Consider the following 16,776-nt stretch of genomic DNA (forward strand, 5'->3'; position numbering starts at 1 on the left):
TAATTTTTATAATTATAAAACCAAAAGAAAAGTATCAGCGTAAATGCTTGTATAAACTTTTAAAAAATAAATTATTATGAAAACTAGAAACATTTTTTCAGCTGTAGTATTGTCCTTATCTCTTTTTGCAACAACATTGACTTTTGCTCAAAAAGAAAAAACAGTTAATGTAGGTGGCGCACCAATGTATCCTTCAAAAAATATTGTTGAAAACGCTGTAAACTCAAAAGATCACACCACTTTGGTTGCTGCTGTGAAAGCTGCTGGTTTGATTGAAACATTACAATCAAAAGGACCATTCACCGTTTTTGCCCCAACCAATGCTGCATTTGATAAATTACCAAAAGGAACTGTTGAAACTTTATTGAAACCAGAAAATCTAAAAACACTACAAACTATTTTAACTTATCACGTAGTTGCAGGTAAATTAAATGCTTCAGATTTAATGAATTTGATTAAAAAAGGAAATGGGAAAGCAACATTAAAAACAGTTTCAGGTGGAACTTTAACAGCTTGGATGAAAGGAAAAGATATTTACCTAACTGACGAAAATGGAAACAGTTCTAAAGTTACTATTGCAGATGTAAATCAATCTAATGGAGTTATTCACGTTGTTGATAGCGTTGTAACACCAAAAGTATAAGGTTGTTATTTTGTTTGGTTAAAAGAAGAAACCCATCTCAATTGAGATGGGTTTCTTTATTTTTATCATTTTCTGTTATCTTAATTGTGCTCCTAATTCACTTTCAAAATTAGATTGAAGTTTGCTCATGATTTTATCAATTTGAACATCAGTCAATGTTTTGGTAGTATCTTGAATCGTGAAACTTACAGCATAAGATTTTTTTCCTTCTGGCAAATTCTTGCCTTCATAAACATCAAATAAATTGATGTCTTTTAGAAGTGATTTCTCTGTTTGACGAGCTACTTTGTAAATAGATTCAAAAGCTACGTTGGTATCTACTAGCAAAGCAAAATCTCTTCTAACTTCTGGATATTTAGGAATTGCTGTAAACTTAATTTTATTTGAAAGCAATTTAATTACCAAATCCCAGTTGAATTCTGCATAAAAAACTTCTTGCTTAATGTCAAAATGTTTCAAAATGGATTTTTTAACGGTTCCCATTTCAACTAAAGTATCATTTCCTAATGCAAATGCAATTCCTTCTGAAAAAATATCGTTTTCTACAGGTAAATTTTGAGTTTTATCAAATCCTAATCGCGATAAAATTGAGTTTACATATCCTTTAAATAAAAAGAAGTCTGTAGGTTTTTGAACATTTGTCCAACTTTCTGAAACTCTATTTCCTGATACAAATAAAGTTAAATGTTTCTTTTCGTTGTATCCAGATAATAATTTGCGGTAGCTTTTTCCGAATTCAAATAACTTTAAATCGCTATTTTTTCTGTTGATGTTATAAGAAATCGCCTCCAATCCAGAGTACAACATCGATTGTCTCATAACAGATAATTCGCTACTTAATGGATTTAACATGGTTACATTATATTCTTCTTTCAACAGTTCTGAAAGCTGAACATAATCTGGAGTAGTTAGTGAATTGGCCATCATTTCGTGAAATCCGAAAGAATTCAACTGTGATGCAATGATATTTTGAACCTTATAATCTTCTGTTCTAGCAGATTTTGCTACAGTTGCATTTAATTTTTTAGAGAAAGTAATGTTGTTATATCCATAAACTCTCAAAATTTCTTCAATAACATCCACTTCTCTTTGAACGTCAACTCGATAAGCTGGAATAATTAATCCTAAACCTGCATCAGATGAGTTATTCACTTTGATATCTAATGAAGCAACAATTTTCTTGATTGTTTCTTTTGGAAGTTCTTGACCAATTAATTTGAATGCTTTTTCATAATTTAAGAAAACAGTAAAGTCCTCAATTTTCTTTGGATAAACATCAATAACATCAGAAGTAATTTCTCCGCCAGCAACTTCTTGAATTAATAATGCTGCACGTTTTAAAGCATACTCAGTAATAGTTGGATCAATTCCTCTTTCAAAACGGAAAGAAGCATCCGTACTTAATGTGTGACGTTTTGCAGTTTTACGAATAGTTACAGGATTGAAGTAAGCACTTTCTAAAAATATAGTTGTTGTATTTTCTGAAACTCCTGAATTTTTTCCACCAAAAACTCCTGCCAAACACATTGGACCTTTATCATCACAAATTAATAAATCTTCTTCGTGTAAAGTACGCTCAACATCATCAAGAGTTACAAATTTTGTTCCTGCTTCAACAGTTTTCACAGTTACTTTTCCATTTATTTTTGCTGCATCAAAGGCGTGAAGCGGCTGACCTAATTCGTGCAATACATAATTAGTAACGTCAATAACATTATTTTTTGGAGTTAATCCAATAGCTTTCAATCTATTTTGTAACCAACTTGGAGAAGGTTTTATTGTAACACCAGAAATGGTCACACCACAATATCTTGGAGCTAAAGAGGAATCTTTAACATCAACATCAATTTTTAAAGTACGTTTATCAACTTTAAATTTTGAAACCGAAGGAGTAATTAATTCCAAAGAAGCATTTTTCTGAATCAAAGCGGCACGTAAATCACGAGCAACTCCCATATGAGACATCGCGTCGGCACGATTTGGTGTTAAACCAATTTCAAAAACTTCATCATTTTCAATATTGAATACTTTAGCAGCTGGAGTTCCTGGTTTTAAATTGGAATCAAGAACCATAATTCCGTCGTGACTTGTTCCTAAACCTAATTCGTCTTCGGCACAAATCATTCCGTGACTTTCTTGTCCACGAATTTTTCCTTTTTTGATTTCAAATTCATTTCCGTCTTTGTCAAAAAGTTTTGTACCAATAGTTGCAACAGGTACTTTCTGTCCAGCAGCTACATTAGTTGCACCACAAACAATTTGAACAGGAGTTCCTTCGCCTAAATCGACAGTTGTAATATTAAGTCTGTCAGCATCTGGATGTTTTTCACAAGTTAAAACATGACCAACAACAACGCCTTCCAATCCGCCTTTTACGGATTGATATTTTTCAACTATTTCTACTTCAAGACCTAAATCGGTCAATATATCTGATACTTCAGCAGAAGGTAAATCGATTTTTAAGAATTGTTTTATCCAGTTGTATGAAATCTTCATTATGTATATGTAATTTTTTGAGAGGCAAAGATAAAATTAATTGAGCAATGTGCCAATTAGCCTAGCATTTAATTTGAATGGTTTATTAACAAAATAATAAAGATTACAATAATTCCTCTACGTGTTTTTTAATATTCGAAGCAATTTTTGCAGTTGGCAAATCATTTTCGTCACCTCCAAATGGATCTTCAATTTCTTCGGCTATTAATTCTAAACTTGCTAAAACATAGAAAATAAAAATTACCACAGGAATTACATAATATCCAAGACTAAATACAAATCCGAAGGGCAAGGTCATGACAAAAAAGAAAATAAATTTTTTGATAAAAGCACTGTATGAATAAGGAATCGGAGTGTTTTTTATTCGCTCGCAAGCACCGCAAACATCGGTAAAAGATTGTAATTCAGAATTCAAAATTATAAGTTGGTCACCAGTAATTTTTCCAGAAGTATATAGTTCGTTTACTTTATTAAAAATCATTTTTGCTACTTGATTTGGATAATGCTTGTGATGATCAATTTGTAAATCTAAACCTTCAAACAATTCTTTGGCAGTATCTTCATCACTTAAATGTTTTTGTAAAATAGAAGCATAAGCCGGAATTAATCGTTTAAAATAGTTTCGGTCTTTGTCTTCTTTTAAAATGGCTGAAAGTTTTAAAGCCAAATTTCTAGAATTATTAACCAATGAACCCCAAAGTTTTCGTCCTTCCCACCAACGATCGTATGCAGTATTAGTTCTATAGGCAAGCAATAGGGACAAAACAAATCCTACAGTTGTATGCATCAACGTTAAATTCTTAACATTGCTTTTTTCAGATAAATTCCAATATTCCAATTCTAAATAGGCAATTACACCAGAATAAATTCCAATAAAAAACATCATCGGTAATAATTGACGAAATGTATCCGATTTGTGAAATTTGAAAATGAATGTAATCCAATCTTTTGGGTTGTATTGTACCATAATAATTAAAAAGGAATTGTTATAAATCTTGAAACTGTACGATTATTTTTTATTGTTATCAGTGAAGCATATCCACCAGCGCCATCACCACCAAGAAAATAAATGTAAATTGAATTGTTTTTATTATCAACATAAATTTCAAATATAGAGAAATCAATTTGATATAAATTTTTTAAATGTTTTTTTGGAACTTCTAATTTGAAATTTTTACTATTTAATGTTATAGATTTAAATTGATTTTTAGGCATAGTTCCATCGCAACCAAAATATTCTTCTCCATCAATATTATCAATCACATTTTTATAGGTTCTGCTATAGGTGATTATATGATCTTTTGAAATGAATTTTTCTAATTTAATATCAATACTGGTGGTATCATTTTGATATTCAGCAAATTCATCAGTATTGTTTTTAAGTTTTAAATTTGAAAAATCAGAAATAGGAGTTACTCTATCGATATAAACTTCACCAGTTATTTCTTTATCATTTTTAATATAACTAATTGTTAACCAATTTTTATCATATTCCTTTTCATAGAAAAAATATACGATTTCACCATTTGAAAGTTTGTCAATTATTTTGCTATTAGTACTTTTTTCTTTTCTAACATTCACAAATCCATCATCATCATTTATTACTCCAAAACTAAATTCTTGAGAAAATAATTTAGAGTAAATGAATAAAAAAAGTATCAGAATTAATTTTGTTTTTTTCATGTTGTCTAACTAATATAATTCCAAATATTTTTCTTCGCACTCATTTCTATAAAAATAGTTCTTAGATTTTGATGCTCAGGTTTTTCCATTGATGCATCGTCTTTTAAAAGTTTTATAGCATACTCGCGTGCAACCATTAGAATATCTCGGTCTTTTACTAAATCGGCTATTTGTAAGTTTAAAATTCCACTTTGTTGCGTTCCTAAAATATCTCCTGGACCACGAAGTTTTAAATCGACTTCGGCTATTTCAAATCCGTCGTTGGTTTTGCACATGGTTTCTAATCTAGTTTTACTATCGTTACTCAATTTGAAACCTGTCATCAAAATACAATAACTTTGATCCGCACCACGACCAACACGACCGCGCAATTGATGCAACTGCGATAATCCAAATCGTTCGGCACTTTCAATAACCATTACACTTGCATTTGGAACGTTAACACCAACTTCTATAACTGTTGTTGCAACCATAATATTAGTTTTTCCAGCTACAAATCGTTGCATTTCTGACTCTTTTTCGGCAGGTTTCATTTGTCCATGAACTATTGAAATAGAATAATGTGGCAAAGGAAAATCTCTTGAAATACTTTCATAACCATCCATCAAATCCTTATAGTCTTGTGTAGAACTTTCATTAATTAATGGATAAACGATATAAACTTGTCTTCCTTTTGCGATTTCATCTTTCAAGAACTTCCAAACTTTTAATCGGTTAGAATCAAATCGATGCACCGTTTGAATTGGTTTTCTTCCTGGAGGCAATTCATCAATTACAGAAATATCTAAATCACCATACAAACTCATTGCCAAAGTTCTCGGAATTGGAGTAGCCGTCATCACAAGGACATGTGGTGGAATCTCGTTTTTCTTCCACAATTTACTACGTTGTTCTACACCAAAACGATGCTGTTCATCTATTACAGCCAACCCTAAATTATGAAATTTTACTTTATCTTCAAGCAAAGCATGTGTTCCGATGATAATATCTAAAGTACCATTTTCAAGTTCCTCATGAATGATTTTTCTTTCTGAAGTTTTACTTGAACCAGTTAGTATTTTTATATTAATATTCAAGTCTTTAGCCAATTCTGATAATCCAATAAAATGTTGATTGGCAAGAATTTCAGTTGGAGCCATTAGGCAACTTTGAAAACCATTATCTTTTGCTAAAAGCATACACATCAATGCCACAATCGTCTTTCCTGATCCAACATCGCCTTGAAGCAAACGATTCATTTGGGCATTGCTTCCCATATCATTTCTAATTTCTTTAATTACTCTTTTTTGAGCATTAGTCAATTCAAATGGTAAATGATTGTTATAGAAATCAGTAAAATTTGTTCCAACTTTATCAAAAGGATGTCCTTTTATTTTATGTTTCCGAATTAAATTTTTAGTAATTAATTGCAATTGAATGAAAAACAATTCTTCAAATTTTAATCGAAATTGAGCTTTCGCCAAAAGTTCCTGACTTTTAGGAAAATGTATGTTGAACATCGCCTCATTTTTAGATATCAATTTCAAGTTTTCTAAAATATTGCAAGGTAATGTTTCTATAAATTGGGCTTTGGTTTCAATAAAAAGTTGTTGCATGGCTTTGTTTACAACTCTATTATTAATGCCACGTTGCGTTAGCTTTTCGGTACTTGGATAAACCGGTTGCATGGCACTTCTTAAACTAGCTTTATGTTCAGCTAACAATTCCATTTCTGGATGAGCCATTGAGAATTGTCCTTTAAAATCAGCTATTTTTCCAAAAATCACATAGGTTTCGTTGAGTTTTATGCTTTCGCGAATCCATTTTACACCTTGAAACCATGTTAAATCCATTTGTCCGGTTTCGTCAGTAAATGTAGCTACCAACCGTTTTTGATTTTTACCAAATTCAACCGTTTTCATATGAATTATTTTGCCAATAATTTGAACTTCGGCAGTTGTTCCTTGCAATTGATTGATTTTGTAATAACGAGTTCGGTCAATATATCTATTTGGAAATAAATTCATTAAATCTCCATAGCGATGAATATTGAGTTCTTTTCGAAGCAATTCGCCACGAGAAGGACCAATACCTTTTAGATATTCGATAGGAGTTTGTAATGGATTATTGGACATTTAGATTATTTGACTTCTTAGATTTTAGATTTATGCGAAGATAGATTTTTATTAGATAAATTGAAAATGTATGATTTGAAAACTCTGTATATTTGTAATTCAATAATAATGATATGAAATATTTAATTCTTTTTTTCCTTTCCTTTCTTTCTTACAGTCAACAAACTACAAAAGTTGATTTTAAAAGAGCTTTTGCAGATATTACAATTGATTCAAAGGAAAAACGAGTTTCAGGAAAAATGACTTATGAGTTTGTTGTAAATTCATCAATTGACACCATCAGAATTGATGCTGTAAATATGGGTTTTTGCACTTTATTTATTAATAACAAAGCAGTTGAATATAAAGTGACAAAAAAAGAATTACAATTGTTTGAAGGATTTAAAAAAGGTAAAAATAAATTATATTTTGAATTTTCAGCTAATCCAAAGCAAACTATCTATTTTACAGGAGTTGACAAAGGACAACAAATTTGGACGCAAGGTCAAGGTAAATATACAAGTTATTGGTTACCAAGTTTTGATGATGTAAACGAAAAGGTTATTTTTAATATGAAAGTAACGTATAATGCTGATTTTGAAATAATTTCTAATGGAATTTTGGTAAATAAAGATGCTTCTTCTGATTATAAAACGGTTTCGTTTGAAATGCAAAAACCAATGTCATCCTATTTAGTGATGTTGGCGATTGGTGATTTTTTTCATAAAACAGAAACTTCACAAAGTGGTATTCCATTAGAAAACTATTATAAATCTATTGATGAAGATAAATACCAATATACTTATAAAGATTCTAAAACCATTTTTGATTTCCTTGAAAAAGAAATAGGAGTGAAGTATCCTTGGAAAGTTTATCGTCAAGTTCCAGTAGAGGATTTTCTTTATGCTGGAATGGAAAATACTTCAGCAACGATTTTCTCACAAGATTATGTAGTTGATGAAAGTGGATTTAATGATAGAAATTATTTGAATGTCAATGCACATGAGTTGGCGCATCAATGGTTTGGTGATTTGGTTACAGCAAAATCTGGAAAACATCACTGGCTTCAAGAAGGATTTGCTACTTATTATGCTTCGCTTGCTGAGCGTGAAGTTTTTGGAGATGATTATTTTTATAACCAATTATTTAGTTACGCAAATCGATTAAAAGTTGCAGCTAAAACCGATACAATTCCTATAATGAATGAAAAGGCTAGTTCGTTAAGTTTTTATCAAAAAGGAGCCTGGGCTTTACATTTTATAAGAGAATCTATTGGAGAAAAGAAGTTTAGAAAAGCTGTGAAAAGTTATTTAAAGAAATACCAATATAAAAATGTTGAAACAGACGACTTTCTAGCCGAAATTAGAAAAGTATCTGATTTTGATACCGAAAAGTTCAAAAAAGTTTGGTTAGAGGATTATAAATATCCTGCAAATGATATTAATTTTCTTTTGACTAAAAATGGGTTCATGCGTGATTTACTTAAATTGCAATATGAAAGGAAATCCAAATTAGAAGACAAATATAATTTGTTAAAAGTAATTTTAACATCCGATAGTTATTCTGCATTGAAAGTTGAAGCGGTTTTTCAAATTAGAAACGAGCCTTTTGAAAAAGTTTCTGAATTATATGATTTAGCAATGAAATCTAACGATATTGCTGTAAGAAGATTCGTGGTACAATCAATTGAAAATGTTCCTGAGTCGTTTAAGTTTGAATTTGAAACGCTATTAAACGATAAATCATACGAAACTAAACAAGCAGCATTCATAACATTATGGAAAAACTTCCCAAATGAGCAATCTAAATATTTAGAAATAGCCAAAAATTGGGAAGGTAGAAGCGATAAAGAATTAAGAATATTATACTTAAATGCTTGTATGAATTATGCTGATGTTCACGAACTAGATGATAAAATGGCTTCAATTAACGCTTTAAAAGCTTTGAATGAATTAATTAAATATACTTCACCAAATTATGAAAGTTCGATTCGTCAAAATGCTTTTGAGAGTTTACTATCAAATTACACAGAAAATAAGGAAGTTCTTAAAAATTTAGTTAACGCTACAATACATCATAAATGGCAATTTACTAAATATGCTCGTGACAAAGTTCGAGAACTAATTAACAACGAAAAGTATTTGAATCAATTTAAAAACTTACTTCCAGAATTGTCAGTTGAAGAACAAAATCAGCTAAATAAGCTTTTGGTAATTTAATATTAGGTTATAAAATATTAATGTAGCATAATTTCTACATTTCTAATAAGCCTTTTATCACTTTAATGTTTGTTAAGTTATCCAAAAGTGTAGTTTATCGATTTTCAATGATTCATAACGATTTTTTTTTTAATATAGGATTTAACTCATTTCATTTGCCATGTGAATTATTAACCCTTATTAAAAACTTTAATCAAGAAAATATGAAAACTAACAAACTTTTAGTATTAGGAGTTGCTCTTTTAACATTAGTGTTTACAAATTGTAATAGTAGTGATGAAGCTTCTGAAACTTATTCATTCAATTTTGGAAATAATACAACAAGTGATTTTGCAGGTAAAATTGTTGATGTAAACAATCAACCTATTTCAGGTGTAACAATTGAAATGAGTGGTCAAACTATTACAACTGCTGCTGATGGAACATTTACTTTATCTAATGTTTCTGTAAAAGAAAGATTTGCATATATGACTGCTACTAAATCTGGTTATATTAATGGTTCAAGAATGGTTTTTCCTCATGCAGGAGTAAACAATGTAACAATCATGATGTTAGAAAGAAACGTTGTTGCAACAATTCCTTCAGGTCAAACAACAGTAGTAAGCTTACCAAGTTCAACAAGAGTTACTTTTGACGGAGCTTTCATGTTAGAAAATGGTCAACCATATACTGGAAATGTTAAAGTTTCTATGCACTTTTTAGATTCAAGAGATGCTAATGTATTTGACAAAATGCCAGGTAACTTAATTGGAACAAGAGAAGATGGTTCTATTTCTGGTATGGAAACTTACGGAATGGTGAATGTTGAATTATATGGTGATAATGACGAAAAATTACAAATAGCTACTGGTCACACTGCTAACGTTTCTATGCCAATTGCTACTAACCAATTAGATACTGCTCCAGCTACAATTCCATTATGGCATTTTGATGAAGCTACAGGTCTTTGGAAAGAAGAAGGTTTCTCTAGAAAAATTGGTAACAGATACATCGGAAATGTTTCTCACTTTACATGGTGGAATAACGATTACGCTTATGTAGTTGCTACTTTGAATGTTGTTGTTACAAACTTTGATGGTACTCCAGTAAATGGTGTTAGAGTTACTATTTCAAGACAAGATGGAAGTACAGGTGATGTATTAATGAATTTAGGAACAACTGGTCCTAATGGTACATTGAGTGCTGGTGTTCCAAGAAATGAAATACTTACTTTTAGAGCTTACACTGCAGACGGACAATTAATTAATACACAAGTTTTACCAGCTTCAAATGAAATGGTTAGAACTGTTTATGTTGTAATTCCGGTTGCTAACAAACCATAATTATATTAAACCCTAATTATATAATGAAAAAGCCGTTTCAATTTTGAAACGGCTTTTTTGTTTTTAGACGCAACCTTTTACCTTTTTCTGTATCTATAAGAAACTAAACAAATTCAATATGTCAATAGCCAAACAAATTTTTCTTTTATTAGTTCTACAATTAACATTTTTAAGTTGCGAATCTACTGATATAAATTCTACAGACAGCAACTTTTCTGAAAATTTTGGAGCTGCTGTTTCAAGAGACTTTATCGGTCAAGTTGTAGATAATGATAATCATCCGATTCAAAGTGCAACTATAAAAATTGGAACTACCTCTGTACAAACTGATGTTAATGGCGTTTTTATTATTAATGGAGCATCTGTTTATGAAAAATTTGCTTACATCACCGCTAAGAAAACAGGTTATATAGATGGTTCTCGTGCTATGGTTCCAACTTCTGGAAAGAATAATGTTCGAATTATGCTTTTGCAAGATGCACCATTGCAGACTATACAGTCGGGAGTGACTAGTGAAGTTTCGATTTATTCAGGAACAAAAGTTGTTTTTGATGGTGCTTTTATGGATGAAAACGGAGCTGCTTATTCTGGTGCAGTAGCAGTTTCTATGTTTCATTTAACACCATCAGATGAAAACATAAGTAAGTTAATGCCAGGAATGTTATATGCACAAAATGAAAACGGTCAAGAAAGTGTTTTAGAAACCTTCGGAATGATGCATGTTGAATTAAGAGGAACTAATGGTCAGAAATTGCAAATTGCAACTGGACATAAAGCTCAAATTACTTTAAGAATTGATGATAGCCAATTGGCAACTTGTCCATCAACAATTCCGCTATGGCATTTTGATGAACAAAATGGCTATTGGAAACAAGAAGGAAGTGCTACCAAAAATGGAAATTATTATGTGGGAAATGTAAGCCATTTTAGTTGGTGGAATTGTGATACGTTTTTATCAACAGCAAATTTAACAGTGACTGTAGTGAATAGTAATGGAAATCCAATTTCTAATGTTGGTGTAAGTTTAGCTGTTAATAGTACTAATTTTAATTCTTATATTCAATATACAGATAATAATGGTCGGGTTTCGGGATTGATTCCTAAAAATCAAGTATTGACATTGAAAATCTATAATACATGTAATGATATTATTTATACTGAACAAATAGGTCCTTTTTCAACGGATACTTTGTTGCAAAATATTACGATGTCAAATAGCCTAATAACTCAATCAAAAATAGTTGGTACATTGTTAAGATGTGACAATACTAATGTGACTAATGGCTATGTAATATTAAATTATGGTAATGAATCATTATTATGCACTGTAAGTAACGGTGCGTTTAGTTTTAATACAACTTATTGTACTTCAACTACAAATTTTAATCTTAAAGGAATCGATTATGATAATCAACAAATTACAGATTCTATATCTTATAACTTTACAGCAACTGAGACAAATGTTGGTAATTTGAAAGCTTGTAATTCAGTAAATGAGTTTATTTCATACACTTTTGGTAATAATTATTCGGTTTTTACTACCGATAATATTGATACTCAATCTTCTAATACTATCGGTTCTCAAATCAACATGGGAAATGGAGGCGACCCCATACAATTATCTATTTCCTATAATTTTGGTCTACAAAATACAGATAGAATTTCAATTTTAACAACTTCTAATATTTTAGGTGATTATACTTTCCCGAATTCAAGGATTGATTTAGGTGAAAATTCTAATCCGAATTACTATCATTTTCATCAATTTATAACTCCACTTTCTTATATGACATCAGGTTTTTCTGTTAAAGTAAACAAATTTGGAGCAGTAGGTGATTATATTGATGTTAGTTTTAAAGGAACTTTAACTTATAATGAGGGGCCTAGTGGTCAACAAGTTACTAAAACATTATCAGGTATTGCTCACGTAATAAGGGATAACTAAAAAAACCTTCTCAATTTTGAGAAGGTTTTTTTTATAAAAATTCTTTTACTTCAGTTTTTAAATAACTTAATGCAACATTAGTTGCAGACTCTCCACTTTCAAAAAGATTACTTAATATTGTTTCTCTTAGTTTATCAGCATTAGCCACTTCAGGATTCATTGTAGTCTTTCTTATGTTTTGAATTACTGTGTTTTTTGCAGTTGCAATCATTGTCCAACATTCATCTGTAACATATATTTGTTGCGTCAAATTGTGTTCGAATTCTTGCTCAATGTGATGAATCAATAAATTTTGATAATCACTTTTGTTATCATTTAATGGAGCAACTCTAATCAATAATTTTGAAGGATTAATGCGCTCTAATAACAATGCTAATCGTTCATAAGCTTGCAGTTTTAATGGCAAAGATTGTTTCTGATTTTCTTTAAGTAAATGAAATCTCCTTCTTTTCTCTTCACTATTTGTAAAGGTTTGAAAAGAATAGTAGGCAACTCCACCAGTAATTAAAGCTGGTAATGTATAAAAGGCTAATTCGATAATTTTATCTGTATTCATAATTGTTTAAAATTGTATTTGAGGTGCTTTTTTCTTGAACCATTCTTTATCTCGATCCAAATTGTTTTCTACAGTATATTTTTTTTCTTGAGTATTTATGGTTAATTGTCCATAATACGTTGTTTTTCCTTTTTCAACAGTAAATTTATGATTCAATGGAATTACAAATTCAGATTGTCTTTCACGAGTATTATCATAAATTTTGATTTTTGCAAACTTGTATTTTCCTTCAGGTTTTACAATTGAAAAAAGAAAATAGGTTTTCCCTTTTTCTCTAAAATCACCACTAGAATTTTTATAGGTAATTTCATTACTTTGGTTGGCATAATCTGCAACAGCTGGTAAATCATCTGTGTAAACAAACGTATATCCGCTATATGTTTTATTTTCAATGCAAATTGTTCCTACAATCATTCCTTCATTGTTAATTTCACTATAGGACGTTTTAAGATTTTTAGAAGGAGAAGAACACCCAAAAAATAGAACTAAAGCAGTACTGAATAACAAAATTTTTGATTTCATGTGTTTGAAAATTAGTTTGTATACAAAGAAAAACAATTTTTAAGTTGGATGCAAAAAATAGTTAATAAATCAAGCTTTAAAATATTGTTATTAATAGTTAGTAAACCTATTTTTGTAATTCTCAAAATTATACAGAACGAATTCTTATGATGCAGAAATATATCAGCCAACTAAACGAAGCACAGCAACAACCAGTTTTACAGAAAGATGGTCCAATGATTATTATTGCTGGTGCTGGTTCTGGTAAAACACGTGTGCTTACCATGCGTATTGCCTATCTTATGAGTTTAGGAGTTGATGCTTTCAATATCTTAGCTTTGACTTTTACCAATAAAGCTGCACGTGAAATGAAAAAGCGTATCGCTGATATTGTAGGAACCAACGAAGCTAAAAACCTTTGGATGGGAACATTTCATTCCGTTTTTGCAAGAATTCTTAGAAGTGAAGCCGATAAATTGGGTTTTCCTTCCAATTTTACAATTTATGATACTCAAGATTCTGTTCGATTGATTTCTTCCATTATTAAAGAAATGCAATTGGATAAAGATGTTTACAAACCAAAACAAGTTTTAAGCAGAATATCATCTTATAAAAATTCACTAATTACTGTAAAAGCTTATCTAAATAATCTGGAGCTTCAAGAACAAGATGCGATGTCTAAAAAACCTCGATTGGGTGAAGTTTATGCCAATTATGTTGATAGATGTTTCAAAGCAGGAGCCATGGATTTTGATGATTTATTATTAAAAACCAACGAATTATTAAATCGTTTTCCAGATGTTTTAGCTAAATATCAAGATAGATTTAGATATATAATGGTAGATGAGTATCAAGATACAAATCACTCGCAGTATTTGATTGTGAGAGCTTTATCTGATAGATTTCAAAATATTTGTGTTGTAGGTGATGATGCACAAAGTATTTATGCTTTTCGTGGTGCTAACATTAACAATATTTTGAATTTTCAAAAAGATTATGATAATGTTCAGACTTATAGATTGGAACAAAATTATCGTTCAACCAAGAATATTGTAGAAGCTGCAAATTCTATTATTGATAAGAATAAAACCAAATTAGATAAGATTGTTTGGACAGCAAATGATTTTGGACCAAAAATAAAAGTTCATAGAAGCGTTACTGATGGAGAAGAAGGTCGTTTTGTAGCCGGTGAAATATTTGAACAAAAAATGCGAAACCAAATGCTAAACGGTCAATTTGCAATTTTGTACAGAACCAATGCGCAATCGCGTTCTATGGAGGATGCTTTAAGAAAAAGAGATATTCCTTACAGAATTTATGGTGGATTATCGTTCTATCAAAGAAAAGAAATTAAAGATGTTTTGTGTTATTTGAGGTTGGTTATTAATCCAAAAGATGAAGAAGCTTTAATTAGAGTTATCAATTATCCTGCAAGAGGAATCGGAGATACAACTGTTGAAAAACTGACGGTTGCTGCCAATCATTACAAGCGTTCCATATTTGAAGTCATGGAACATATTGATAAAATTGATTTGAAATTAAATTCCGGAACAAAAGCAAAGCTTCAAGATTTTGTTACCATGATAAAAAGTTTTCAAGTTATTAATGAAAATCAGGATGCTTTTTATTTAACCGATCACGTTACCAAAAAAACTGGATTAGTTCAAGAATTAAAAAAAGATGGTACTCCAGAAGGAATTGCACGTATTGAAAATATAGAGGTTTTAATGGGTGGTATCAAAGATTTTATTGAAGGTCAAAAAGAAATCGATGGTGCTCGTGGAGCTTTATCGGAGTTTATGGAAGATGTTGCATTAGCAACCGATTTAGATAACGACACTGGCGATGATGACAGGGTAGCACTTATGACTATTCACTTAGCCAAAGGTTTAGAATTTCCTTATGTTTTTGTGGTTGGAATGGAAGAAGATTTGTTCCCAAGTGCGATGAGTTTAAATACTAGAAGCGATCTCGAGGAAGAACGACGTTTGTTTTATGTCGCCTTAACTCGTGCAGAACATCAAGCGTATCTTACTTATGCGCAATCGCGTTATCGTTGGGGAAAACTTACAGACAGTGAGCCATCTCGTTTTATAGAAGAAATTAAAGAGGAATATTTAGAATACATAAACCCATCTGATAATGGAGGATATCGATATAAACCTATGATGGATATTGATATTTTTGGTGATATTGATAAATCTAAATTGCGTTTATCAAAACCAGCAGCAGGAACTCCGCCAAAAAAATATGGCGACGAACCAGTTTCCTCTGCAAATATTCGCAAATTGAAACCTGTCTCAAATAATGCTCCCAGTAATTCCAATTCCAATTTGTTTGACAATAAGCTTACTATAGGAAATGTTGTTATGCATGAACGTTTTGGCAAAGGTGAAGTAATCAATCTAGAAGGTGTAGGAGCTGATAAAAAAGCTGAAATCCGATTTGATGTTGGCGGAATAAAAAAGTTGTTGTTGCGCTTTGCAAAGTTGGATGTAATTGGGTAACACAAAAATGAAAACTACAAAAAGTAAACCCTCTAAAATTAATAAAACTAGAGAAAAAAAACGAGAAGAGATTCAATATAAATTTCTAATAGCTATTCTTGTAATTGGTGTAATACATAATTATTTCTTTGAATCTGAGTATATAGGTAGTGATAATCGATATGATTTATTTGTTTTTTGGATACCAGTAGTTATCGGTTTATTTTTAATAGTAAAATTTAATATACTTTCAATTGATTGGAAAGATATTTTGCCTACAATAAGAAAGGAAAAAAATATTTTTCATAAAATAATTTATTTGCCATTTTTATTTCTGATGCATTTTATGTTAGCAGTAATGCTTTTTTGGATTCCTTCTAATATAATTTTTGATGGTATTAATAAAATAGAATCAAATAATAGTTTAATCGAAACTTACACTTTAAAAGTTTATGATTTTCACCATTCAACAGGAAGAAGTGGTTCTAATTTAATTAGATTTATTTTCAAAGGTAAAAAAGAGAGAATAAGAGTTAGTTATGAAGTTATCAAACCATACTTAGATAAAAATCCAGATGATTTTCAAGTTAGTATTGAAGTTAAAAAAGGAATTTGGAATTATTACATATTAGAAACTTGGGATATTAAAGAACTGACAAATTCTAAATCACCTTAACGTTTCTCTTCCTTTGCATATTCCTATAATATTTTACAATATAAAAAAATCCTTTTTACTCAGATGTAAATATAAATTGCAAATCACATTAATAAAAAAATAAGTTTTTTTAAATACTAACGCAACCTTTCTAATAAATATGTATCTTAAAATTGA

Annotated in this window: 12 protein-coding genes; 6 read left to right on the forward strand and 6 right to left on the reverse strand. The window is 30.3% G+C overall.

The genetic code is table 11. The features are described from left to right. The first annotated feature begins 76 nt into the window (after nucleotides 1-76). On the forward strand, nucleotides 77-643 hold the full coding sequence (locus ACYU7A_RS03210; protein WP_460574166.1) for a fasciclin domain-containing protein: 567 nt from the start codon (nucleotides 77-79) through the stop codon (nucleotides 641-643). A 75-nt stretch (nucleotides 644-718) separates the two neighbouring features. Here ACYU7A_RS03210 and pheT read toward each other — a convergent pair whose 3' ends face one another. The 4 genes from pheT to recG form a co-directional block, all read right to left on the reverse strand. Further along, the gene (gene pheT / locus ACYU7A_RS03215; protein ID WP_396143440.1) at nucleotides 719-3,139 is read right to left on the reverse strand and encodes a phenylalanine--tRNA ligase subunit beta; all 2,421 of its coding nucleotides are present in this window, start codon (nucleotides 3,137-3,139) and stop codon (nucleotides 719-721) included. Nucleotides 3,140-3,242: 103 nt separating this feature from the next. Then, nucleotides 3,243-4,106 (reverse strand): bestrophin family protein, encoded by an 864-nt coding sequence (locus ACYU7A_RS03220; RefSeq protein ID WP_460574167.1) that lies wholly within the window; start codon nucleotides 4,104-4,106, stop codon nucleotides 3,243-3,245. 5 nt (nucleotides 4,107-4,111) lie between these two features. Further along, nucleotides 4,112-4,822, reverse strand: a complete 711-nt coding sequence (locus ACYU7A_RS03225; protein ID WP_460574168.1) for an SH3 domain-containing protein — start codon at nucleotides 4,820-4,822, stop codon at nucleotides 4,112-4,114. Between the two features lie 5 nt (nucleotides 4,823-4,827). Then, a complete protein-coding gene (gene recG / locus ACYU7A_RS03230) occupies nucleotides 4,828-6,936 on the reverse strand; it encodes an ATP-dependent DNA helicase RecG (RefSeq protein WP_460574169.1) in 2,109 nt (702 codons plus the stop codon). A gap of 113 nt (nucleotides 6,937-7,049) precedes the next feature. Here recG and ACYU7A_RS03235 point away from each other — a divergent pair, with 113 nt between their 5' ends. The 3 genes from ACYU7A_RS03235 to ACYU7A_RS03245 all read left to right on the forward strand — a co-directional run bounded on the left by ACYU7A_RS03235 (nucleotide 7,050) and on the right by ACYU7A_RS03245 (nucleotide 12,401). Further along, nucleotides 7,050-9,134 carry a M1 family metallopeptidase gene (locus tag ACYU7A_RS03235; protein WP_460574170.1) on the forward strand — a complete coding sequence of 695 codons (2,085 nt, stop codon included), beginning with the start codon at nucleotides 7,050-7,052 and terminating at the stop codon, nucleotides 9,132-9,134. Nucleotides 9,135-9,337: 203 nt separating this feature from the next. After that, the gene (locus ACYU7A_RS03240; RefSeq protein ID WP_460574171.1) at nucleotides 9,338-10,456 is read left to right on the forward strand and encodes a hypothetical protein; all 1,119 of its coding nucleotides are present in this window, start codon (nucleotides 9,338-9,340) and stop codon (nucleotides 10,454-10,456) included. A gap of 118 nt (nucleotides 10,457-10,574) precedes the next feature. Next, entirely contained in the window at nucleotides 10,575-12,401 is a 1,827-nt protein-coding gene (locus tag ACYU7A_RS03245; protein WP_460574172.1) for an Ig-like domain-containing protein, read from the forward strand. A gap of 31 nt (nucleotides 12,402-12,432) precedes the next feature. On the opposite strand, the gene ACYU7A_RS03250 is transcribed toward ACYU7A_RS03245, so the two are convergent. Together ACYU7A_RS03250 and ACYU7A_RS03255 are read right to left on the reverse strand one after the other, a co-directional pair. Then, nucleotides 12,433-12,957, reverse strand: coding sequence for a DUF7935 family protein (locus ACYU7A_RS03250; protein WP_460574173.1), 525 nt, complete (start codon nucleotides 12,955-12,957; stop codon nucleotides 12,433-12,435). A 6-nt stretch (nucleotides 12,958-12,963) separates the two neighbouring features. Further along, nucleotides 12,964-13,479, reverse strand: coding sequence for a hypothetical protein (locus ACYU7A_RS03255; protein WP_460574174.1), 516 nt, complete (start codon nucleotides 13,477-13,479; stop codon nucleotides 12,964-12,966). Nucleotides 13,480-13,628: 149 nt separating this feature from the next. Here ACYU7A_RS03255 and ACYU7A_RS03260 point away from each other — a divergent pair, with 149 nt between their 5' ends. Both ACYU7A_RS03260 and ACYU7A_RS03265 read left to right on the forward strand, forming a co-directional pair. Continuing rightward, nucleotides 13,629-15,965, forward strand: coding sequence for an ATP-dependent helicase (locus tag ACYU7A_RS03260; RefSeq protein ID WP_460574205.1), 2,337 nt, complete (start codon nucleotides 13,629-13,631; stop codon nucleotides 15,963-15,965). 7 nt (nucleotides 15,966-15,972) lie between these two features. Beyond that, on the forward strand, nucleotides 15,973-16,620 hold the full coding sequence (locus ACYU7A_RS03265) for a hypothetical protein (RefSeq protein ID WP_460574175.1): 648 nt from the start codon (nucleotides 15,973-15,975) through the stop codon (nucleotides 16,618-16,620). The last annotated feature ends 156 nt before the right edge of the window (nucleotides 16,621-16,776 follow it).

This window comes from Flavobacterium koreense (genome assembly GCF_054776075.1).